Raw genomic sequence first — 22,326 nt, forward strand, 5'->3', positions numbered from 1 at the left:
TGGGGCTGCTGCCTCAGCTGGCCTGCGCGTCTTGCAGGGCGAGCCGCAGGGCGCTTGCCAGGTCAGAGCTTCGGTTGGCGGGGCCCAGAGCCCCGACCACGCCGCAGCGCGTCAATATATCGAGCGGCTGGAATGCGAGGCCGCAAACAATCAAACGCACCCCGCGTTTGTGGCAGGTGCGCACCAGGTCCATCACGGTGTCTGCTCCGGAGGAGTCGATGTACATCACGTTCTTGAGGTCCAGCACCAGCACATGGCTTGGCAGCGAGTCCTCCAGATTTTCCACCAGCTTCACCGCGCCAAAGAACAGGGCGCCATAGAGCCGGTAAGCTGAAGTGTGCCCCGCCAGGCCGGACAGTGCGCTTGCGTCTGCGCCGCTCACAGGCTCACAGCGGGACAGGCTGGAGATGCGGTAGATGAAGGTCAGGCAGGCGGCGACCAGACCGACTTCCACCGCCACGGTCAGGTCCAGCACAACGGTCAGCAAGAAAACCGCCAGCAAAGTGGCGCGGTAGGGCAGCCGGTACTGCCGCAGCTGCACAAAAGCGCGCCACTCGCCCATGTTCCATGCCACAAACACCAGGATGGCTGCCATGGCTGCCAGCGGAATGTTTTTGGCCAAGGGCGCCGCCACCAGAACCACCAGGAGCAAGGTGAAGGCATGGACGATGCCGGCCACAGGGCTGTTGGCGCCGCTCTTGATGTTGGTGACGGTGCGGGCGATGGTGCCGGTGGCGGGCATACCGCCGAAAAACGGCGTGACGAAGTTGGCCACGCCCTGCGCCATCAGTTCCTGGTTGGGGTCGTGCCGGTCGCCAATCATGCCGTCGGCCACCCGGGCACACAAGAGAGATTCAATGGCCCCCAGCATCGCCAGTGTGCTGGCCGGAATCAGCAGAAAGCGCACGGTCTCCCAGCTGAAATCGGGCCACACCAGCCCGGGCAGGCTGGACGGCACACCGCCAAAACGGCTGCCAATGGTCTCCACCGGCAGGTCGGTGAGGCTGACCAACCCGGTGGCCGCCACCAGAGCCACCACAGCCCCCGGCACCAGCGCACAGCGGGCGGCCCAGGGCTGCTTGGTCGCCAAGCGCGCCCAACCATGCTGCCAAACCACGATCAGCACCAGGCTGCCCAGCGCCAGCGCTGCGGCGTGCAGGTTGATCGTGCGCATCGCTCCGCCCAGGGTGTTCAGGATGCCGAAAAAGCTCCCCGGCATGGGGCCGGTGGTCAGGCCCAAAAAGTCTTTCACCTGCGACAGCGCAATCAAGACCGCAATACCGTTGGTAAATCCGATGACCACCGCAATCGGAATAAAGCGCACCAGCGTGCCCAGCCTGAAGAAACCAAAGGCAAACAGCATCACGCCCGACATGGCGGTGGCAATCACCAGATTGGCGTAGCCGTAGCGCTCAACGATGCCGTAGACGATGACGATGAACGCCCCCGCCGGCCCGCCGATTTGCACCCGGCTGCCACCCAGCAAAGAGATTAGGAAGCCGGCAATGATGGCGGTAAACAAGCCCGCCTCGGGTTTGAGCCCGCTGGCAATGGCAAAGGCCATGGCCAGCGGCAGCGCCACCACGCCTACCGTGAGTCCCGCGCCGACATCGCCCCAGAATTTTTCGCGGGAGTAGCCCCGCAGAGTCTGCAAGAGTTTGGGGCGAAATTCCAGGGAGACTTGCATCGGCTTTGCGGGGCGGCGGGCTCGTGCTTAGTGAATCCGCATGCCAGGCTGCGCGCCGGGCCATGGGTGCAGGATGTGGATGCCGGGGTGTGCGGCCTCGTCGGCATGGCTGGCGGCAAGCACCATGCCCTCGGACACGCCGAACTTCATCTTGCGCGGTGCCAGGTTGGCCACCAGCACAGTGAGCTGGCCCACCAGCTGCTCAGGTTGGTACATGCTGGCAATGCCGCTGAACACATTGCGGGTGGTGGGCTGGCCTTCGACGTTTTTCTCGCCCACATCGAGGGTGAGGCGCAGCAGTTTTGTGGAGCCTTCAACGGCTTCGCAGTTCACGATTTTTGCAATCCGCAGATCGATTTTTGCGAAATCGTCGATGCCAATGGTGGCGGCAAGCGCCTCGCCGCCGGGGGCATCGGGGTCTGCGGGTACGGCTGCAGGTGCGGATTTTGCTACTTTTTTAGGAGCTATTGGCGCAGACTCCGCGGGCGCGAGAGGCTCTTTTGGCTCAAAAAGTGCGTCCAGTTGCTCGGGCGTGACCCGCTGCATCAGGTGCTGGTAGGGTGCGATGGCTTGCACGTCGCCCGCCACGCTCCAGCGTTGCATATCGGCCCCCACAAACGCCTGCACCGACCGGGCGAGCTCCGGCAGCACCGGAGCCAGATAACGCGTCAGGCTGGCAAACGCGTTGATCAGCACCGAGCACACCCGGTGCAGCGCCGCGTTGTTGGCCACGTCCTTGGCCAGGTCCCAGGGTTTGTTCTGGTCGACATAGGCGTTCACCTTGTCGGCCAGCAACATGATTTCGCGGGTGGCGCGGCCGGTGTCGCGGGCCTCGTACATCTGCGCCAATGCGTCGCCTGCGCCGCGAATCTCGGCCACGAGTGCCGCGCCGGCGGCGCCGAAGTCGCTGGTGAGCTTGCCGTCAAATCGCTTGGTGATGAAGCCAGCCGCGCGGGACGCGATGTTCACGTACTTGCCGATCAGGTCGCTGTTGACCCGGGCCATGAAGTCGTCGGCGTTGAAGTCGATGTCTTCATTGCGGTTGGAGAGTTTGGCAGCCAGGTAGTAGCGCAGCCACTCGGCGTTCATGCCCAGGCTCAGGTATTTCAGCGGGTCCAGGCCGGTGCCGCGGCTCTTGCTCATCTTTTCTCCGTTGTTTACCGTCAGGAAGCCGTGCACAAACACGTTGTCCGGCGTCTTGCGGCCGCTGAACTTCAGCATGGCCGGCCAGAACAGGGTGTGGAAGGTGACGATGTCTTTTCCGATGAAATGGTACTGCTCGGTGTCGGGTGCGGCCATGTACTCGTCGAAGCTGCGCGTGTCGCCATGCTTGGCCTTGGGGCCGCCGCCGGTGGCCGATTGGGCGAACCAGTTCTTGAGCGAAGCAAGGTAGCCCACCGGAGCGTCCAGCCACACATAGAAATATTTGCCCGGCGCGTCCGGAATCTCGATGCCAAAGTAGGGCGCGTCGCGAGAGATGTCCCAGTCGCCCAGCCCTTCGCTGGTGCTGCCGTCCGGGTTGGTGCGCACGCTGAACCACTCTTTGATCTTGTTGGCTACCTCGGGCTGCAACTTGCCGTCCTGGGTCCAGCGCTCCAGAAACTCGACGCAGCGCGGATCCGACAATCTGAAGAAATAGTGTTCGGAGTGCTTCAGCTCCGGCTTGGCGCCGGACAAGGCCGAGAAGGGGTTGATCAGGTCGGTGGGCGCATACACCGTGCCGCAGACCTCGCAGTTATCGCCGTACTGGTCTTTGGCGTGGCACTTGGGGCACTCGCCTTTGATGTAGCGGTCGGGGAGGAACATGTTCTTCTCAGGATCAAAGAACTGCTCGATGGTGCGCACCTCTATCAGCGAGCCATCCGCGCGGTCGCGCAGTGCGCGGTAAATGCTCTGGGCCAGCTCGGTGTTTTCGCTCGAGTGGGTGCTGTGCCAGTTATCGAAGCTGATGTGAAAGCCGTCCAGATACTGCTTGCGCCCGGCGGCAATGCCTGCCACGAACTGCTCCGGAGTCTGGCCGACCTTTTCGGCGGCAATCATGATGGGTGCGCCGTGGGTGTCGTCCGCGCCGCAGAAATTCACTGCGTGGCCCTGCATGCGCTGGAAGCGCACCCAGATGTCGGCCTGGATGTATTCCATGATGTGGCCGATATGGAAGTTTCCGTTGGCATAGGGCAGGGCGGTGGTAACGAACAGTTGGCGCGGCATGGGGAAGGGGACTTTCACAGACAGGGACGCGATTTTAGTCGCGCCCCTCAGTCGGCCAGTGCTGCGCTGGCTCGGGGCTGTTGCCCGGCGGGGGCTTCGTACCAGCCGAAGAAGTCGACCACCTCGGCGCGCTGCTTTTGCGCGTCCGCGTAGCCCAGCGCCATCAGCTCGCTGGTGTAGCCGCTCTCAAACAACAAATAGCTGGCCAGCGCCGCCCCTTTGACATCGGCCTTGGCCGACGACACCCCCACGCCGCCCAGCATGGTTCGCACCGCATGGGGCAGGTCGCCCACATGGCGGGCTGCCACCGCATCGAGCCGCTGGCTGGGCGCAATCACCAAAAGCTCCACCGGGCGCAGCGCGCTCTCCTTGCGCACGTCCGCGGGTATCAGCCGCATGGTGTTGTTGATGCGCTGCACGCGCTCCACGTCGACCGCCAGCGCGTCCAGAAAGATGTTGGACAGCGCATGCCCCGCAATCTGCGCAATGCTGGGGTAGGTGTTGGTGGTGTGCAGGTGGGCTTCGCCTTTGGGCTCGTGCATACGGCCTGCGCCGATCACAAGAATGCGCTCCGCTCCTAAATGAATGGCGGGAGCCACAGGCGCGCTCTGACGCATCGAGCCATCGCCAAAGTATTCTTCCCGCCCGTTGATGTGCAGTGCCTGGGAAGGAAAGACAAAAGGAATAGCGCTGGAAGCCAGCAGGTGGTCGTGGGTAATGCGGTCGCGCACCGCAAAGCGCTGGCTGCGCACCCAGGGCATGAGGCGCTTATCGCCTTCAAAAAAAGTCACGTGGTCGCCGGTGCTGTAGCTCGACGCCGTTACGGCCAAAGCCTGCAGGTGGCCTTGGCGCACCAAGAGAGGCAGCCGCTCCAGCGGAACGAGGCTGTGCAAGAGTTCACGCAAGGGGGTGTTGTCGAGCAGCGAGCGGGGCTTCACCCGCCGCCATTTGGCAAGCACCCAGCCCAGCGACAGCAGGGTGAGCCAGGTGGCTCCAGATCGCAGCATGCCGAGGTGGTCGGCGCGGTACACATCGTGGGCGTGGAAGTTCTTCCAGGTGCGGGCAATGGTTCGCACCGTCCCGTCAAAGTCGTCGGCCCCGCAAGCGAGCGCCGAGGCGTTGATGGCGCCTGCCGATGTGCCGGCGATGATGGGGAAGGGGTTGCCTTGCGCGCCGGCGCCGCAGGCCAGCCGGATATCGGCAATCGCCTCCAGCACCCCCACCTGGTAGGCCGCACGCGCACCGCCGCCGGTCAGCAGCAGGCCGGTCATGGGGGTCGCAGGCGTGTCGGCAAGCATCAGCTGATATTAAAAGGGGCAGGGACCTGCAAATCGCTAAATCGATGGGGTAAACCCTTGGCTGGCGCCACGCATGGCGCTGGCGGGCGCAGAGGGCCCGGTTGCTTGGGTAGAGTCGGTAGACTAGCAACCCGGATGCCATTTACCGAAGCCGGCGCAACGCATGATGCATGAACACAAAGCCCAATCGGAGCCGCTGGCCAGGGCTGGGTAAGGTTTCTACTTTTGCGACCCTTGCAGCAAGGGGAAGACCACCATGACAACCAGCACCCTCGTCCCGCAACCCACCGAAGTGGCATTCGCCACGGTGGACGATATGCGGGACCGCATCCGACGCAAAAGCAAACTCAAAGGCCGGCAGGCCGATGACGCGGCGGTGCAAGAGGTCCGGGCCTTGGTGGGCGCAGCGCCTCACCGGCGTGATCTGTTAATCGAGCACCTGCACAAGCTCAACGACGCCTTCCGCTGCCTGCACGACAGGCATCTGGTGGCGCTTGCCAAAGAAATGAATGTTCCCATGGCGGAGGTGTTTGAGGTCGCGACCTTCTACCACCACTTTGAGGTGGTTCGGGGTGACGAGACGGTGCCGCAGCTGACGGTGCGGGTGTGTGATGGGCTGAGCTGTGAAATGGCAGGCGCGCAGGATCTGCTTACGTGCCTGCCTGCGATTTTGGGTGATGACGATGTTCGCGTGATTCCGGCGCCGTGTATCGGCCGCTGCGAACAGGCGCCTGCTGCGGTGGTGCATCAGCATCCTGTGCCGCGGGCGACCTTGGAGTCCATCGCGCAACTGGTGAAAGACGCCAAAGGCGGCCACCCGTCTGCGGAAGTAGCTACTGAATTTATAGCGTCCGATTATGCGGAACGCGCAGTGTCCCCGGAACCCCATGCGGTGGAAGTAGCCCCTGGCTACACCGGATTCGACACCTACAAAGCCAAAGGCGGATACGCTCTCGCAGCAGCCCTGAGCCAGGGCACCCACGACGCAGAATCCGTCGTGAAGGCCATGGAAGACTCCGGCCTGCGCGGTTTGGGTGGCGCCGGTTTTCCGGCCGGGCGCAAGTGGCGCATCGTGCGCGACCAGCCCGCGCCCCGCCTGATGGCCGTCAACATCGACGAAGGCGAGCCTGGAACCTTCAAAGACCGCACCTACCTGGAGCGCGATCCTCACCGTTTCCTGGAGGGCATGCTGGTGGCTGCGCAAGTGGTGGGCACCGAGACCTGCTACATCTACCTGCGAGATGAATACCACGGTTGCCGCGCGATTTTGGAAACCGAAATCGCCAAGCTGCAAGCCAATCCGCCCTGCCCACTCCCCACCATAGAGCTACGCCGCGGGGCAGGCGCCTACATCTGCGGTGAAGAGTCGGCCATGATTGAGAGCATCGAGGGCAAGCGGGGCGAGCCCCGTATGCGCCCGCCCTACATCGCCCAGGTGGGCCTGTTTGGCCGACCGACCTTGGAACACAACTTCGAGACCCTGTACTGGGTGCGCGATATTGTGGAGAAGGGCGCTTCCTGGTTCAGCAGTTTCGGCCGCAACGGTCGCAAAGGCCTGCGCTCATTCAGCGTGAGTGGTCGCGTCAGGTTCCCCGGTGTGAAGCTGGCTCCTGCGGGCATTTCTGTGGCTGAGCTGATTGACGAGTACTGCGGCGGCATGCTCGATGGCCACACGCTTTACGCCTACCTGCCCGGTGGCGCATCAGGCGGTATTTTTCCGGCCAGCCTGTCCCATGTGCCCTTGGACTTTGACACCTTGCAGCCGCACGGCGGCTTCATTGGTTCAGCGGCGGTGATCGTGTTGAGCCAGCACGACAAGGCGCGCGATGCGGCCCTGAACATGATGCGCTTCTATGCCCACGAGAGCTGTGGCCAGTGCACCCCCTGCCGGGTGGGCACCGCCAAGGCCGCCACGCTGATGGAAGCCCCCCAGTGGGACAACGAGACTCTGGAGGACCTGAACGTCGTCATGACCGATGCCTCGATTTGCGGGCTGGGCCAGGCTGCACCCAACCCTGTTCGCTGTGTCCAGAAGTATTTTGCCCACGAGGTTGCCTGAGATGAATGCCATTGCCAAGCCCGCTGAGCTGATGCCGCAAACCGTTGAATTCAAACTTGACCAGCAAACCATCGTCGCGTTTGAAGGAGAGACCATTCTCAAGGCCGCCAAGCGACACGGAATCGATATTCCCCACCTTTGCTACAAAGATGGCCTGCGCGCCGACGGCAACTGCCGCGCCTGCGTGGTCGAAATCAAAGGTGAGCGCACCCTCGCGCCGAGCTGCTGCCGTAGCGCTACCGCCGGAATGGAAGTCCAGGCCAAGAGCGAGCGGGCCATCAAGAGCCAGAAGATGGTGCTGGAGATGCTGCTCTCCGACATGCCGGACCTCGGCTACAAATGGAACGACGAGGGCTGCGCCGCCCCGGACTCCAGCCAGCAACACGGCGAGCTGAGTGACTGGGCCGCGCGCATGGGCGTGGTCGTCCGCCCGGAGCTCAAGGCCCTGCGGCGCGAACAGCCTTCCGCTGACATTTCGCACCCTGCCATGGACGTCCATCTGGACGCCTGCATCCAGTGCAACCGCTGTGTGCGTGCCTGCCGCGAAGAGCAGGTGAATGACGTGATTGGCTACGCGAATCGCGGTGCGCATTCTGAGATCGTGTTCGACTTGAGCGACCCGATGGGAGACAGCACCTGCGTGGCCTGCGGCGAGTGTGTGCAGGCTTGCCCCACCGGCGCTTTGATGCCCAAGTCGCGTGTTGGCACCCAGGTGGTGGACAAAAAGGTGGACTCGGTGTGCCCGTTCTGCGGCGTGGGCTGCCTGGTCATCTACAACGTCAAAGACAATGTCATCGTGAGTGTGGACGGGCGTGATGGCCCCGCCAACCACAACCGCTTGTGCGTGAAGGGCCGCTTCGGCTTTGATTACGCCCACAGCCCTCAGCGCTTGACGGTCCCGCTCATCCGCAAGGAAGGCGTGCCGAAAGACCCCGAGCAGCTCGACGCGCTCAACCGCCGTTTTTCAGAGGGTGGAGCCGATTGGTCCGAGGTGTTCCGCGAAGCCACCTGGGAAGAAGCGCTGGCACTCTCGACCGGCAAACTGCGCGGCCTGCGCGACACTTTCGGCAACAAGGCCTTGGCGGGCTTTGGCTCCGCCAAGGGCAGCAATGAAGAAGCCTACCTGTTCCAGAAGCTGGTGCGTACCGGATTTGGCAGCAACAACGTCGACCACTGCACCCGTCTGTGCCACGCCTCCAGCGTGGCTGCGCTGCTCGAAGGTGTGGGCTCCGGCGCGGTGAGCAACCAGGTCAACGACGTAGAGCACTCGGATCTGATCTTTGTGATCGGCTCCAATCCCGCATCCAACCATCCGGTGGCTGCCACCTGGATGAAGAACGCTGCCAAAAAGGGCGCCAAGATTGTGCTGGCCGACCCGCGCGTGACCGACATCGGTAAACACGCCTGGCGCACCCTGCAGTTCAAGGCCGACACCGATGTGGCCATGCTCAACGCCCTCATCCACGTGGTCATCGAAGAAGGTCTGGCCGACCAGGACTTCATTGCCAGGCGCGCCAGCAACTACGAGGCCTTGCGTGAGAACGTGAAGGGCTATAGCCCTGAAGCCATGGAGCCGATTTGCGGCGTGCCTGCGCAAACCCTGCGCGAAGTCGCCCGCGAATTCGCCAAAGCCCGCGGTGCCATGATTTTGTGGGGCATGGGCATCAGCCAGCACGTGCACGGCACCGACAACGCCCGTTGCCTGATTGCCTTGGTGACGGTAACCGGCCAGATCGGCAAGCCAGGCTCGGGCCTGCACCCTCTGCGCGGCCAGAACAACGTGCAGGGCGCGTCCGACGCGGGCCTGATTCCCATGATGTTCCCCAACTACCAGCGCGTCACCAATACCGCGGCGCACGCCTGGTTCGAGAATTTCTGGAACACCAAGCTCGATGACAAGCCCGGTTACACCGTGGTTGAAATCATGCACAAGGCGCTGGCTGACGACAGCGATCCCCATAAGGTGCGCGGCATGTACATCATGGGTGAAAACCCCGCGATGAGCGACCCCGACCTGAACCACGCACGCCACGCGCTGGCGTCCTTGGAGCACTTGGTGGTGCAGGATATTTTCATGACCGAGACCGCCTGGCTGGCCGATGTTGTGTTGCCCGCTACCGCCTGGCCGGAGAAGGACGGCACCGTCAGCAACACTGACCGCATGGTGCAGCTTGGCAAGAAAGCGGTGAACCCGCCCGGCCAGGCCAAGCCCGATATGTGGATTCTTCAGCAAATCGCCAAGGGCATGGGCCTGAACTGGGACTACCCCGGCGATAGCGACGGTGTGGCCGCGGTGTTTGAGGAAATGCGCCAGGCCATGCATGCCGCCATCTCCGGCATCACTTGGGAGCGGCTGCAGCGCGAATCTAGCGTCACCTACCCCTGCCTCAGCGCGGAAGACCCGGGCTCGCCCACCGTGTTCATCGAGAGATTTCCGACCGATGACGGCCGCGTGCACCTGGTGCCGGCCGACATCATTCCTGCCAATGAGCGTCCAGATGCTAAGTTCCCGTTTGTGTTGATCACCGGGCGCCAACTCGAACATTGGCACACCGGCAGCATGACCCGCCGTGCCACCGTGCTCGATGCGATTGAGCCTATGGCAACCGCCTCCCTGTGCGGTGCCGACTTGCAGGCTCTGGGCTTGCAGCCCGGGGATGTGATCACCATCGCTTCCCGCCGCGGCAATGTGGCCATTCACGCCCGTCGCGACGATGGCACGCCACGGGGCGCGGTGTTTGTGCCCTTCGCCTATTACGAGGCCGCGGCAAATCTGATGACCAACGCGGCGCTGGACCCTTTCGGCAAGATTCCGGAATTCAAGTACTGCGCGGTGGCTGTCCGCAAAGGAGGCACCCCGGCTGCCATGAGCGGCTACGGCACGAACCCGGCGCCGGCTTCGCTATGACCGTTGGGCGAGCGGCAGATTGAGCAACAGGTTTTGCGGCTTGAGTTTCAAGCGTTGATGGGCGTCCACTGCCATGGCCAAATACACCGGCTTGCCGCGGACTTCGGCGAGCATGTCGGTGGGCTCCACAAACTCTAGCTTGAACAGGCACAGCAGACGCTCCATACGATCGGTGTCCACCTCTTTGCCTTGGTAGAGGTCGTTCAACACGCCGCTGGCCTGTGCGTCCAGACCCACATGCCACACCCAGTGGTCGTCGTTGATTTCGCGCTCGGTTTGAATGCGCACCTGCACGCCCAGAAAGTGCTGCACCCATTTGGCCATGACCTCGCACAGTGCGTTCAATGCAGGCTGACCGCGGTTCAGGCTAACCACCCAGTCAAAACTCTCGCTGCGGGGCCAATAGGCGTCTTGGTTGTCCTCATTGAGTACATCCAGGTCCACGCTGCGCAGCTTGATGCCGCCTTGCTTGAGCAGCTCGCCAATCGAGCCAAAGCCGCTTTGCGTGGCATGGCGCTCGACGGTTTCGTCGTCAGCCGCCATGACCGAGCCGTCCTCGAGCACGGTCACTTTCTGGGTGCGCATCAGCATCTCCGCTGCACGGACTTGCATGGAGGTGGGCGCTTCGCCCAACACATGGCGCAGCATGATGTGCGTGATGTTCTGCACGAGCAGCGGCGGCACGTCCACGCCCCCGCCTTGGAACAGGGCGAGGTAGCTGGCCTCCAACGTCGGCAGCATGGTGATGCGCTGGCGAAAGCGCAGCCACACGGCGTAGTTGTCAACGGCGTCCTTGTCCTGCAGCTGTGACAGCTCGTGCGCCGGCACCTCACGGCGCGGCTGCTCTACCAGGCTGTCGTGCAAAGCTACTTCGGCGGCACAGGAAGTGGCGATGGGGGCCAATTCCGGGCGCTCCAAAAGAAAGCGCAAAAAGTCGTCGGTCACCACCAGGTGGCCGGCGTCGTTGCGGGTCAGCAAGGTGTAGCCACAGGTGGGCCAAAAGGTTTGTGTCATCTTCAGTCGCATGGGTGGGTCGCCCGACAAGTGCCGACGCTGTGGCTTGTCAAACGGGCTGGGATTCGAGGGCCTGCAGCTCTTGCAAGGTGTTGACGTTGGCAAAGGCGAAGGTGTCGTCCTGGGCGGTATCAAAAGGCACCATCACGGTCGAGTGTTGGCTGGTCCAGGCGTCAATCTTGCGGCCACCGCCATTGGTGAAACGCACCAGGCTCTCCATCAGGCCGACCTTTAAAAGGCAAAACACCGGCTGGCTGCGCAGCTCAGTGGTTCCGTCCGGGTTGATTTCAGGCGCCGCCGCCATCGCCATGTCGGCGTCTTCGCGCAACAAGGCTTGTGCCAGGCGCCCGGCCAGGTCCAGCGGCAACCGTGGTGTGTCGCATGGAACGGTCAGCAGATAAGGTGTTTCGCAACGCTCCAAGCCCACCAAAAAACCGGATAAGGGCCCGGCAAAGTCGGTCGAGGCGTCGGGCCAAACCGATGCGCCGAAGGACTCATAGGCAGACAGGTTGCGGTTTGCGTTGACCATCACCGTGCCGACCTGGGGGCCCAGGCGCATCAATGCGTGCAATGCGAGCGGCATGCCGTTGAAGTTTTGCAGACCTTTGTCTACACCGCCCATGCGGCTTCCGCGTCCGCCGGCCAGGATCAGGCCGGTGATGTCTTGTGGGTCAATGGCTTCGGTCATGGCAATGGCTTTGAAAACAGAGAGTCAACACGGCTTGGAAATTCGGGCAGTTGCAGCCAAGTATGGCACGGGCCATGGGCTTCGAAACACGCCTCCAACTTGCCCTCAAGACGCTGGCGGCCGCCTAGCCGCTTCCGAACCTACAACTGCCGTTCTGTCACAAGCGTCGTCAAAGCGATGGTTTTCAAGGCAAAACGACCTCAAGGCTTTGCAGCCAGCGCACATGACGGGGCCCGGAGCGGGTGTCTTGCAGTGATCGCAATGCGGGAAAACCATCTTTTTCCAGCAAGTCATCACTGCCCTCACGCAGCACAACAATCACGCCGTCACCCAGATGGCTGTTAAACAGTTCACCCCAAGAAAAGCTGGCCTTGTAACCGTCCTGGGCCGTAGCGATGACCATGGCCCGACGAATCGCACGCCGATCTGGTTTCAGGCCAGCCTGATCGAGCAGTTGGCGCAGGGGCACGCCCTGGTAGCGGATCGAGAGGGTGACGTCCTTGCCGTCTTGTACCACGGTCCGGTTTTCTGCAAAGTCCTTGCGGGGCAAAGCAGATAGATCGTGCCGCGTCAACGACAAGACCGTGTGGACCTCGCCCGTGACCTGTAGCAACACCGCGGGTGCGGTTTGGGCGCAGGTGAGCTGGCAGCCCAGAGCGGCAAGGCCGAGTAGCAGCGACTTAAGGCTTACCAAAACCAAAGCGCTCAAAAACCGTCTGCGCCGGCGGTGACAAGAGGTAGTCGGCGAACTTCTGCGCCGCTCCATCTGCACCACTGCGGACCGTCAGCCCATAGGCAGCGCCGACCTGAAGCTCCGGCGGAATCTGAACAACTTTGAGGCTGGGAACTTCACGCTGTGAGGCCACTGCGTTGGTGCAGTAAGTCAAAAACACATCTGCCTGGCGCTGGTCCATGACCCAGGCATAAGTGCCTCGTCCAGCTGGCGGTTTGGGCGAGTCGGCGCCGCCCGTGAGTTTGAGCGCTTTGGCATCGAGTAGCGCGAATGCGCCTGGCTTGACGATCTCTGCTTTGCGAAAAAGCGCCCAGGCGTAATCGCCCGAGGGGTCGGCCACGGGTGTGGAGGTCCCAAGCCGGATATCAGGTCTCAAAAGCGTCTCCAGCAAGCCGCCGGGCTGGACTGACACCTCAGCTTGGGTGAGCAAACACAAGGCATTGCGCACAAAGACCACTGGCTTTTTCCAGTCGGCGTTCTTCGCCAAACGCTCAGGATGGTTGGTATCTGCTGAGGCAAACACCTGGGCGGGAGCGCCCTGCTCAATGCGTTCCCGAAGCAGGCCGGATGCGCCGAAGGTCAGGTTGATTTTGGTCCCGCCCTGGGTTTGGCTTTGGGCGGCGATCTCGGTCATCACCTCGCGCAAACTGCCGGCTGCGAAAACCTCCAGCGCGCCGGATCCGGTCTGTGCGTAAGCACTGCTCATGCAGCAGCCGGCGACCAGAACCCGGAGCACCTGTTTGTAGACATCGCCTGAGCGCCTGGCACTGTGCTTCGCCGTGTGGTTGACGTGGGCCATCGGGTTACTTGCCAGCGTTCGGGAAAAACAGCTGCTCTCCGCCGATTTTGTAGCCGGCGATTACGGCCTGTCCGGGGGCAGAGATGATCCAGTCGACAAATTTCTGTGCATCGGCGACCTTCACATGGCCATGTTTAGCTGGGTTGACGCCCATCACGCCGTATTGGTTGAACAGTCGCTTGTCACCTTCGACCAAGATGGTCAGGTCGGCCCGGTTCTTGAAGTTGAGCCAGGTGCCACGGTCGGCCAGCACATACGCGCCGCTGCTGGCGGCAATGTTCAGCGCCGGGCCCATGCCGCAACCGCATTCCTTGTAGCCGCTGCCTTTCTTGTCGGCCAATGCGGCTGTATTCCAGTGGCGCAACTCGGCGGCGTGGGTGCCGCTCTTGTCACCGCGGGAGACAAAGTTGCCATTGCCGGCAGACAGTTTTTTGAAGGCCTCCACGATGTCGTTGCCTTTGAGCTTCAAGGGGTCTGCCGCCGGGCCGATCAGCACAAAGTCGTTGTACATGACGGGCAGGCGTTTGATGCCAAAGCCATCGGCCACAAATTTGTCCTCGGCTTCCTGGTCGTGCACAAACACCACATCGGCATCACCGCGGCGCGCCATGTCCAGCGCCTGTCCGGTACCCAGCGCCACGACCTTCACATCGACGCCCGAGGCCGCCTTAAACGCCGGCAGCAGATGAGCAAACAGCCCGGATTGCTCGGTGGAGGTGGTCGACGCCATCACAATCGACTGCGCGAAAGAGGTCATGCTTGCTATCGAAATAGAAGCAACGAGCGCATACCGGATAAGGGAAAAAGGCTTAAAAGTCACAAAATTCAAACGGTTCATATAAGTTCTCCTTGGACAAAAAAGTGGGCAGCTGGGGACACAGCCTGCAGCCGTTGGGCATCGAAAAATTCTTTCACCGGCAAGTCAGCCTCCACCCTGCCTTGCTCCAGATAAACCACCCGTCGGGCGAGGCGCTTGACCTGCCCGAGGTTGTGGCTTGCAAAAATCAGGGTCATGGGCCGCGCACCAGTCCCCGTGGAAAAGTCGGCCATGAGCTGTTCCACCTCGCGTTTGGCGTGGGGGTCCAGACTGGCGGTAGGTTCATCCAGAAACAGCACGTCAGGGCTCTGCGCCCAGGCGCGGGCCATGGCAAGGCGCTGCTGCTGCCCGCCCGAGAGTTGCCGGGCATTGCGTTGGGCCAGATCGGCCAGTTCCACGCGCACCAGCGCTTCCTGGGCCTTGACGCAGGCCCGGGCCCAAGGCACGCCTCGCAGCCACAAACCTAAAGCGACATTGCGCAAGACGGATGCGCGCATCAGGTAGGGGCGCTGGAACAGCATGGCCTGACGAGCCCTGAGGTCGGTGCGCAGGGTGCCGGCACTGACGCGCAAAAGACCGTGCAGCAGGCGCAGCAGGGTGCTTTTGCCCGAGCCGTTGGACCCCACCAGCGCGACCGACTCACCCGGCTCGATGGAGAGATTGATGTCCTTCAGGGCCTTGAGGGCGCCAAAGTTCACCTGAGCCTGGTGCAACTCAAAGAGGGGACTCACAGCGCCCCCTGCAGCGGCAATTGAATGCCCACATTTCCGTCGGCCCGCTCACGCCAGCGTTTGAGCAGGGACACAACCGCATTGAGCAGCAGCACCACGCCCAGCAAAATCAGTCCCAGTGCCAGGGCTAACGGCAAGTCGCCCTTGCTGGTCTCCAGTGCGATAGCGGTGGTCATGACTCGGGTGAATCCGTCGATATTGCCGCCCACCACCATGACCGCGCCGACCTCGGAAATCGCCCGCCCGAAGGAGGCAATCAAGACGGTCAGCAGCGCATACCGCTCATCCCAGGCCAGCAAGAGACTGCGAAAGAGGGGGCTGGCGCCCAGAGAGCGCAACTGTTCGCCGTTGGAGCGCTCAGCGTCTTCGACGGCCTGGCGGGTCAGCGCGGTCACCACCGGCAGCACCAGCAAGGCCTGGGCCAGAACCATGGCCTTGAAGCTGAACAACCAGCCCAGGTGACCCAAAGGGCCCGTGCGCGACAGCAGCAGGTACACCACCAAGCCGACCACCACCGAGGGCACCGCCAAAAGCGTGTTCAGCACGGTGAGTACGGCATCACGTCCGGCAAAACGCGCCACACCCAGCCAGGCGCCCAACACCAGACCCAGCCCGCACGCCAGAGCGCAGGCCGTGGCGCTGACGGAGAGCGAGCGCCCCACAATGCTGAGCAAGGCGGGTTCCAGGGAGGTGATGAGTTGCAGCGCGGTGTGGACGCTGTCGGTGAATGTCTGCATGGCAAAAACTATGTCGGGTATCGTATGCATCCGAATAATCACCTGCGATATGAACCCCTGTGCATAGGCCCCAGCTTCACTACACCTTTGACCGGGAACTCCCCGGCCACACAGGTCGGATCCGCAATTCCTTGATCGATTTGCTGTACGCGGTGCAAACATCGGGCTCCATCTCGGGCGCGTCACGGACCCTGGATCTCTCTTACCGGCATGTCTGGGGCGAGCTCAAACGCTGGGAAAACGAGCTTGGCAATGAGCTGCTCGTCTGGGAGAAAGGCCAGTCTGCGCGCTTGAGCGAATTCGGCAACAAGCTCCTGTGGGCCGAGCGTCAGGTGCAGGCCAGGCTGTCCCCCCAGATTGAGACATTGCAAGCTGATCTGGCGCGCGCGTTTGCCCTTGCCTTCGATGACCAGGTGCACGTGCTCACGCTGATGGCCAGCCATGACGATGCCCTGTCCGCACTGCGCCAATTCGCCGCCGCAGAGCACGCGCTGCAACTCGACATCCGGTTTACCGGCAGTGTGGATGCCATCCGGGCGCTGAACGAGGGGCGCTGTGTGATGGCGGGTTTTCATACCTTGAGCCAACCCGTGACCGGCTCCATCGCCCAAACCACGTACAAACCCCTGCTCAAACCCGGCCTGCACAAAATCATTGGCTTTGCCAAGCGGACCCAGGGTCTGATGGTGCCCCAGGGGAATCCGCTCGGGTTCACCAGCCTTGCCGATGTGGTGCGCAAGCGTGCTGTCTATGTGAACCGGGCCCTGGGCACGGGCACCCGTGTTCTGCTCGATGATTTGCTGGCCGAGGAAGGTCTGCTGCCACACGACCTGGTGGGCTACGACCAGGCCGAGCCCTCGCATTTGGCGGTGGCGCACGCGGTGGCCAGCGGTCAGGCCATGACCGGCATGGGTATTGAAGCGGCGGCGCGCGCGCGCGGGCTGGATTTTGTTCCGCTCGTTGTGGAGGACTACCACCTGGTGTGCCTGAAATCTGCTTTGAACGAGCCCGCAGTGCAGGCGCTTTGTGCGGTGCTTCAAAGCACGCTCTGGCATGAAGAGCTACGCAAGCTGCCGGGCTACCAACTCGACACCACGCCGGTCAGTGGCCAGGTTTTGTCGCTGCGGCAAACACTGCCCTGGTGGCAATTTCGCACCTGAAAAACCAATTCGCACAGGAGCGAAAGGGGGACAAAATGCCGACTCCCCCGAACGAGGGTGAGCCCCGCGCTAGACTTGCCACCCTCTCTCCCTATGTAAAAGCATTCTTATGGCCCTGACCGAACAAGCCCTCCACGCTGCCCTGCAAACCGTGATTGACCCCAACACGGGTAAAGACTTCGTCAGCACCAAAGCCCTGAGAAACCTGCAGATCAACGGCAGCGAGGTGTCGTTTGACGTGGTACTGGGCTACCCCGCCAAGAGCCAAATTGCGGGCTTCCGCAAGGACTTGATAGCCGCCGCCAAAAGTGTCGAAGGGGTGAGCAATGTGTCTGCCAACATCAGCATGAACATCGTGGCTCACGCTGCGCAGCGCGGCGTGGCTTTGCTTCCGCAGGTCAAAAATATCATTGCTGTGGCCTCAGGCAAGGGCGGCGTGGGAAAAAGCACCACCGCTGTCAATCTGGCCCTGGCCTTGGCGGCCGAGGGTGCAAGCGTAGGTCTGCTGGACGCCGACATTTACGGCCCCAGTCAGCCCATGATGATGGGCATTGAGGGGCGGCCCGAGAGTAGCGACGGCCAAACCATGGACCCGATGGAGAACTATGGCGTGCAGGTCATGTCCATCGGTTTCCTGGTAGACCAGGACGAAGCCATGATCTGGCGCGGCCCGATGGCCACCCAGGCGCTGGAGCAGCTGCTGCGCCAAACCAATTGGAAAGCACTGGATTATTTGATCGTCGACATGCCGCCCGGCACCGGCGACATCCAGCTCACGCTCAGCCAGCGCGTGCCGATGACCGGCGCGGTCATCGTCACCACGCCGCAGGACATTGCCCTGCTCGATGCCAAAAAAGGCATCAAGATGTTTGAGAAAGTGGGCGTTCCCATCCTCGGTCTGGTGGAAAACATGGCCGTTCACATTTGTACCAACTGCGGCCACATTGAACACATCTTCGGCGCAGACGGCGGCAAGAAAATGGCCGCTCAATATGGCATGGATTACCTCGGCTCTTTACCCCTCAACATGCAGATCCGCCTGCAGGCCGACAGCGGCAAGCCCACTGTGGTGTCCGACCCGGACGGCGAAGTGGCCGGCATCTACAAGGCGGTAGCCCGCCAGGTGGCGGTGAAGATTGCGGCCAAGGCCAAGGATTTCTCGAGCAAGTTCCCGAGCATCAAGATCTCTAAAGATACCTAATCCCCGTATGACGCAACGCCCAAGTTTGCAAGTCGCAGTGGTCATGCGCCGTGAGCGCGTGCCCGGCGACATGAGCCGCTGGCAGCCGTGGCGCTGGGTGCTCCACGACGTCACAGGCCACGACGTGCTGCCGCATGCGGAGCACTTCGGCAGCGTGCCGCGCTGCATGCGCCAAACCGACGACGAGCAAATGTGGCTGCACCCGGGTTTCACGGTGGAGCTCTTTAAAGACGACGCCGAGGGCTACGAGCTGAATGCCTCGTCACCCGCACCGTGCTGGTTTGTGCTGTGGCGCATGGAAGAAGAGCCTGGCATCAGCTCTGAGCGGATGGCCGTGCCGACTATGGTGAGCCTGAGTTACCACGACGCCGGCCGCTGGCTGGACGCCCAGGAAAATGTGGACCAGGTACCTGCCCCCGCCGAGGTGGTGGCTTGGATGAAGGCGTTCATTGACGAACACTTGGTCGTCGAAGCCAAGCGCCGTCGTCGCCCTGAGAGCTTCAGAACTTTGCAGGACCGCTTCGGCAACCCAGCCTCGGTAAGCACTGAAAAAAATCGTGGCGGCGGCCAGCACAACGGAGGCGGCGATGGCCAATGACGATGACAGCCCCGCCGACTTTTTAAGCCGCTGGTCGCGCCGAAAAATTGACATCCGCCAGGGGCGTCCGCTGGATGATCCCCAATCTGCGGCGGTGGCAGACGGAAAAAATTCGCCCCCGACTTTACGCGCCGAGGATCAACCAGCAGGCGCCGTGTCAGCTACTACGGCGCGGGGCCTGAAATCTGCGGCGCCAAGTCCTGTGGCGGAGGCCCAGGCTGTCAAGCCGGCCCCGACTCTGGCCGATACGCAGCAGCTCACCCCTGAGTCTGACTTTACCGGCTTCATGGTCCGGGGGGTCGCGCCCGACGTGAAAAACGCAGCCATGAAAAAGCTGTTCGCCGACCCCCACTTCAATGTGATGGACCGTTTGGACATTTACATCGATGACTACGGAATCCCCGACCCCTTGCCCTTGGCTATGCTGCGCCAAATGACCAGTGCTAAAGCCTTGAATTTGTTCGAGGACGAGCCCGACGATGCCAAAGTCGTGGCACAGTCTCCCCCCGCCGAAATACCCTCTAACCCCGAGGCCAACACGCATGACCACGCTGATTTGCGACTGCAACCAGACACAACCCCTGGATTCGAAGGCGCTGAGCCAAAGCCTGTCTGAGCCGCTCACGCTGCACACCGCGTTGTGCCGTCGTGAAGCCGGCGCTTTCATCCAAGCCGTACGAGGCACCGACGAGGTGGTGGTGGCTTGCACCCAAGAGCAACGTCTGTTCGGCGATTTGGCGGTGGAGGCGCAAGCCAAAGCGTCTGTCATCAAGTTCGTCAACATCCGCGAAACCGGTGGCTGGAGTGCTGACGCCAAAAACGCTTCGCCCAAAATTGCTGCGCTGTTGGCGGCCGCGCACATGCCCGACCCTGAGCCGGTGCCCACGGTCACCTTTAAAAGTGCGGGGCGCCTGCTCATTATTGGAACCATCGACGAAGCCGAACAAGCTGCTGCCTTGGTGGCCGACACCCTGAACGTGACCATCTTCACCCAAGGTGCAGGCGCTGCAGGGGGCGCACAAAGCCGCCGTTTTCCTGTGTTGGGTGGCCAGTTGCTGCGCGTGGACGGCTGGTTGGGCGCGTTCAAGCTGAGTTGGCAAAACAACAACCCGATCGACCTGGACCTGTGCACACGCTGTAACGCCTGCGTGGCCGCTTGCCCCGAGCAAGCCATTGGGTTGGACTACCAGATCGACCTCAGCAAGTGCAGCTCGCACCGCGATTGCGTGAAGGCATGCGGCGCGGTGGGGGCCATCAACTTCCAACGCGCGGCCGCCGAGGAAACTGCCGATTTCGATGTGGTGCTCGATTTGCGCGAACAAGCCGCCTTCGATCGCCACGCGCTGCCACAAGGCTACTTCCGAGGTGCAAGCGCCGCTCATTTGCTGCGTTTGCGGGACCTGGTGGGCGAGTTCGAAAAGCCCAAATTCTTTGACTACAAGCAAAAGCTGTGCGCGCACAGCCGCAATGAGCAGGTCGGCTGCAATGCTTGCGTGGACATTTGCTCTGCCGAAGCGGTGAGCTCTGACAAGTCGCGCCAGCAAATCAAGGTCAATCCCAACCTGTGCGTGGGCTGCGGTGCCTGCACCACGGTGTGCCCTACTGGGGCTCTGAGCTACGCCTACCCGCGAGCCAGTGACCAGGGCAGCAAGCTCAAAACCTTGCTGAACACCTACCAAAAAGCAGGCGGTAAAGACGCCGTCATCCTGCTGCACAGCCAAGAGGGGGGCCTTTCCTTGGTCAACGAGCTGGGCCGTGCGGCCCAACTCAAAGCGGCAAAGGGTTTGCCAGCCCATGTGATTCCGGTGTCTCTGTGGCACACCGCTAGTCTTGGCTTGGACGTGTGGCTCACCGCCTTAGCCTATGGCGCAGCGCAAGTGTTGGTGCTCCACACTGCCGAGGAGGCGCCGCAGTACACGGCCGGATTACAAGCGCAGATGGCGCAGGCGCAAGCCATTCTCGAAGGACTGGGCTACGCCAAACCCGGCCAGATGCCTGTGCAGCTCTTGCACGCTACCCAAGCCTCTGAACTCGATGCTGGACTGCAACGCATTACCACAGGCAAACAGCGCCTGAGCACCACCGTGCCGGCAGCCACCTTTGCCGTGATGGCAGAAAAGCGCAGCACGCTGAGCATGGTGATGGACCACTTGCTGGAACACGCGCCGGTATTGAAAGGCGCCACGGCACCCGAAGCATTGGCGCTCCCAAAAGACGGTTCGCCGTTCGGCACGGTGGAGGTCAACAAAGACAGCTGTACTTTGTGCATGAGCTGCGTCAGTGCGTGCCCTGCCAACGCGCTGCAAGACAACCAGCAAGCACCGCAACTGCGTTTCTTCGAAAAGAACTGCGTGCAATGCGGCTTGTGCGTGAGCACCTGCCCCGAAAAGGCGCTCAGCCTGGTGCCGCGCTTGTTGCTCACGCCCCAGCGCAAAGAAGTGCGTGTGCTCACCGAAACCCAGCCCTACGGCTGCGTGCGCTGCCGCAAACCCTTCGGCACGCTCAAAGGCATCGAGGCCATGATTGGCAAGTTGTCCGGTCACTCGATGTTCCAAGGCCAGGCGCTGGAGCGCCTCAAGATGTGCGGCGACTGCCGTGTGATTGACATTTACTCTGCTGGCGACGAGCAGAAAATCGTTTAAGCATTTGTATGACCCAACCCCATTTGTCCTCCGCCCTCGACGAAGAAACCGCACGCGCCGAGTTGTACGGTTTAATTTCCGAGTTGTTCTACGCGCCCGCGCGCCCCGAGCTGCTTGAGCAATTGCGCGTGGCCGCCACCGAAGCGCCCGCCGCAGGTGGCTTCTTGGAAGAGCCTTGGCGCCAGCTGGTGGGCGTTGCCCGCGAGATGGACGACCGCAGCATTCAAAACGAGCACGACGCCCTGTTTGGCGGTGTGGGCAAGCCCGAGGTGTATGCGTTTGCCTCGCACTTCTTGACCGGCTTCTTGAACGAAAAGCCTTTGGCCCAGATGCGTACCGACCTGGCTGCGTTGGGTTTGGGCCGTGACGAGACCACCATGTCTGAGACCGAGGACCATGTGTCTTATGTCTTCGAGGTGATGCGCTTTTTGGTGGCAGGTGAGGACGTAGCCGTGTCCAACCTTACGCAACAGGCCAAGTTCTTTGCCGCGCACGTGCAAACCTGGCTACCCGCGTTTTGCGACGCGGTGCAAGCCACGCCGCGTGCGCGCTTTTATGCCGCCTTGGCCGAGCTGACCCGCGCGTTTGTCAACGTCGAAGCGCAAGGCTTTGACATGCTGGCTTAGGGCCCGTTTCGCAACACGCTTCTTTTCTTGGCGCATTTGCCTGTCGCATAGGCGTCAAGAGATTGGTTTTAAAAGTACCTTTTTGTACGAATCTTTGCGCAATCAGTAGTTCTACTGAGGAGGCCTGCCTTTTAGGTGAGTACATTATGCAAAGTCGTGCATATCCACGGCATCCTGAGGACCCACATATGCAAAAAGCACAAGTCAAAGACCAAGCCAACAGCGACGCTACACCGTCGCGCCGGGGCTTTTTCATGGGCGCTGCCGCCGCAGGCGCTGCTGCCGCAGCCGTCACGGCATTGCCCGGCCTCAGCGTCCCAGCCGCTGAAGCAAACCTACTTCCCCCCGCGCCTGAAAACGGTGGCGGCTACAGCTTGAGCGAGCACGTCAAGCGTTACTACGAGACCGCCCGCGTCTGAA

At 62.0% G+C, this 22,326-nt stretch carries 19 protein-coding genes; 9 read left to right on the forward strand and 10 right to left on the reverse strand.

Annotated elements, in window-relative coordinates; all coding sequences use genetic code 11:
* Positions 1 to 13: 13 nt before the first annotated feature.
* Genes Q0O05_RS00785 through Q0O05_RS00795 form a run of 3 tightly spaced genes read right to left on the reverse strand, consistent with a single transcriptional unit; the run spans position 14 to position 5,193 of the window.
* A complete protein-coding gene (locus tag Q0O05_RS00785) occupies positions 14 to 1,687 on the reverse strand; it encodes a SulP family inorganic anion transporter (protein ID WP_293659871.1) in 1,674 nt (557 codons plus the stop codon).
* 27 nt (positions 1,688 to 1,714) lie between these two features.
* Positions 1,715 to 3,895, reverse strand: coding sequence for a methionine--tRNA ligase (gene metG / locus Q0O05_RS00790; protein ID WP_293659872.1), 2,181 nt, complete (start codon positions 3,893 to 3,895; stop codon positions 1,715 to 1,717).
* A gap of 47 nt (positions 3,896 to 3,942) precedes the next feature.
* The gene (locus Q0O05_RS00795; RefSeq protein ID WP_293659873.1) at positions 3,943 to 5,193 is read right to left on the reverse strand and encodes a patatin-like phospholipase family protein; all 1,251 of its coding nucleotides are present in this window, start codon (positions 5,191 to 5,193) and stop codon (positions 3,943 to 3,945) included.
* 256 nt (positions 5,194 to 5,449) lie between these two features.
* On the opposite strand from Q0O05_RS00795, the gene Q0O05_RS00800 reads away from it, so the two are divergent.
* Positions 5,450 to 7,252, forward strand: coding sequence for an NAD(P)H-dependent oxidoreductase subunit E (locus tag Q0O05_RS00800; protein ID WP_293659874.1), 1,803 nt, complete (start codon positions 5,450 to 5,452; stop codon positions 7,250 to 7,252).
* A 1-nt stretch (position 7,253) separates the two neighbouring features.
* Positions 7,254 to 10,160, forward strand: coding sequence for a formate dehydrogenase subunit alpha (gene fdhF, locus Q0O05_RS00805; protein ID WP_293659875.1), 2,907 nt, complete (start codon positions 7,254 to 7,256; stop codon positions 10,158 to 10,160).
* Here the strand turns inward: fdhF and Q0O05_RS00810 are convergent.
* The 7 genes from Q0O05_RS00810 to Q0O05_RS00840 all read right to left on the reverse strand — a co-directional run bounded on the left by Q0O05_RS00810 (position 10,155) and on the right by Q0O05_RS00840 (position 15,679).
* Positions 10,155 to 11,174, reverse strand: coding sequence for a DUF6352 family protein (locus Q0O05_RS00810; protein ID WP_293659876.1), 1,020 nt, complete (start codon positions 11,172 to 11,174; stop codon positions 10,155 to 10,157). The two genes, fdhF and Q0O05_RS00810, sit on opposite strands and share 6 nt — an antisense overlap.
* Before the next feature lie 49 nt (positions 11,175 to 11,223).
* On the reverse strand, positions 11,224 to 11,862 hold the full coding sequence (gene mobA, locus Q0O05_RS00815) for a molybdenum cofactor guanylyltransferase MobA (RefSeq protein WP_293659877.1): 639 nt from the start codon (positions 11,860 to 11,862) through the stop codon (positions 11,224 to 11,226).
* Between the two features lie 184 nt (positions 11,863 to 12,046).
* On the reverse strand, positions 12,047 to 12,571 hold the full coding sequence (locus Q0O05_RS00820; RefSeq protein ID WP_293659878.1) for a molybdopterin-dependent oxidoreductase: 525 nt from the start codon (positions 12,569 to 12,571) through the stop codon (positions 12,047 to 12,049).
* Positions 12,543 to 13,394 (reverse strand): molybdate ABC transporter substrate-binding protein, encoded by an 852-nt coding sequence (locus Q0O05_RS00825; protein WP_293659879.1) that lies wholly within the window; start codon positions 13,392 to 13,394, stop codon positions 12,543 to 12,545. Before Q0O05_RS00825 ends, Q0O05_RS00820 begins: the two co-directional genes overlap by 29 nt.
* A 4-nt stretch (positions 13,395 to 13,398) precedes the next feature.
* Positions 13,399 to 14,232 carry a substrate-binding domain-containing protein gene (locus Q0O05_RS00830; protein ID WP_293659880.1) on the reverse strand — a complete coding sequence of 278 codons (834 nt, stop codon included), beginning with the start codon at positions 14,230 to 14,232 and terminating at the stop codon, positions 13,399 to 13,401.
* Positions 14,229 to 14,942 carry an ATP-binding cassette domain-containing protein gene (locus Q0O05_RS00835; RefSeq protein WP_293659881.1) on the reverse strand — a complete coding sequence of 238 codons (714 nt, stop codon included), beginning with the start codon at positions 14,940 to 14,942 and terminating at the stop codon, positions 14,229 to 14,231. Before Q0O05_RS00835 ends, Q0O05_RS00830 begins: the two co-directional genes overlap by 4 nt.
* Positions 14,939 to 15,679 (reverse strand): ABC transporter permease, encoded by a 741-nt coding sequence (locus Q0O05_RS00840; RefSeq protein WP_293659882.1) that lies wholly within the window; start codon positions 15,677 to 15,679, stop codon positions 14,939 to 14,941. Before Q0O05_RS00840 ends, Q0O05_RS00835 begins: the two co-directional genes overlap by 4 nt.
* A gap of 59 nt (positions 15,680 to 15,738) precedes the next feature.
* Between Q0O05_RS00840 and Q0O05_RS00845 the strand changes: the two genes are divergently transcribed.
* From Q0O05_RS00845 to Q0O05_RS00875, 7 genes are all read left to right on the forward strand, one after another.
* Positions 15,739 to 16,839, forward strand: a complete 1,101-nt coding sequence (locus Q0O05_RS00845) for a substrate-binding domain-containing protein (RefSeq protein WP_293659883.1) — start codon at positions 15,739 to 15,741, stop codon at positions 16,837 to 16,839.
* 109 nt (positions 16,840 to 16,948) lie between these two features.
* Positions 16,949 to 18,040 carry an iron-sulfur cluster carrier protein ApbC gene (apbC, locus tag Q0O05_RS00850; protein ID WP_293659884.1) on the forward strand — a complete coding sequence of 364 codons (1,092 nt, stop codon included), beginning with the start codon at positions 16,949 to 16,951 and terminating at the stop codon, positions 18,038 to 18,040.
* A 7-nt stretch (positions 18,041 to 18,047) separates the two neighbouring features.
* Positions 18,048 to 18,638, forward strand: a complete 591-nt coding sequence (locus Q0O05_RS00855; RefSeq protein WP_293659885.1) for a DUF3305 domain-containing protein — start codon at positions 18,048 to 18,050, stop codon at positions 18,636 to 18,638.
* Positions 18,628 to 19,254, forward strand: a complete 627-nt coding sequence (locus Q0O05_RS00860; RefSeq protein WP_293659886.1) for a DUF3306 domain-containing protein — start codon at positions 18,628 to 18,630, stop codon at positions 19,252 to 19,254. Before Q0O05_RS00855 ends, Q0O05_RS00860 begins: the two co-directional genes overlap by 11 nt.
* On the forward strand, positions 19,181 to 21,280 hold the full coding sequence (locus tag Q0O05_RS00865; RefSeq protein ID WP_293659887.1) for a 4Fe-4S binding protein: 2,100 nt from the start codon (positions 19,181 to 19,183) through the stop codon (positions 21,278 to 21,280). Before Q0O05_RS00860 ends, Q0O05_RS00865 begins: the two co-directional genes overlap by 74 nt.
* A gap of 8 nt (positions 21,281 to 21,288) precedes the next feature.
* Positions 21,289 to 21,906: a molecular chaperone TorD family protein gene (locus tag Q0O05_RS00870; protein WP_293659888.1), complete on the forward strand. Its 618-nt coding sequence runs from the start codon at positions 21,289 to 21,291 to the stop codon at positions 21,904 to 21,906.
* Between the two features lie 188 nt (positions 21,907 to 22,094).
* The gene (locus Q0O05_RS00875) at positions 22,095 to 22,325 is read left to right on the forward strand and encodes a formate dehydrogenase (protein ID WP_293659889.1); all 231 of its coding nucleotides are present in this window, start codon (positions 22,095 to 22,097) and stop codon (positions 22,323 to 22,325) included.
* Position 22,326: the final 1 nt, after the last annotated feature.

This window comes from Rhodoferax sp. OV413 (assembly GCF_945881795.1).
Classification (GTDB): Bacteria; Pseudomonadota; Gammaproteobacteria; order Burkholderiales; family Burkholderiaceae_C; genus Allorhodoferax.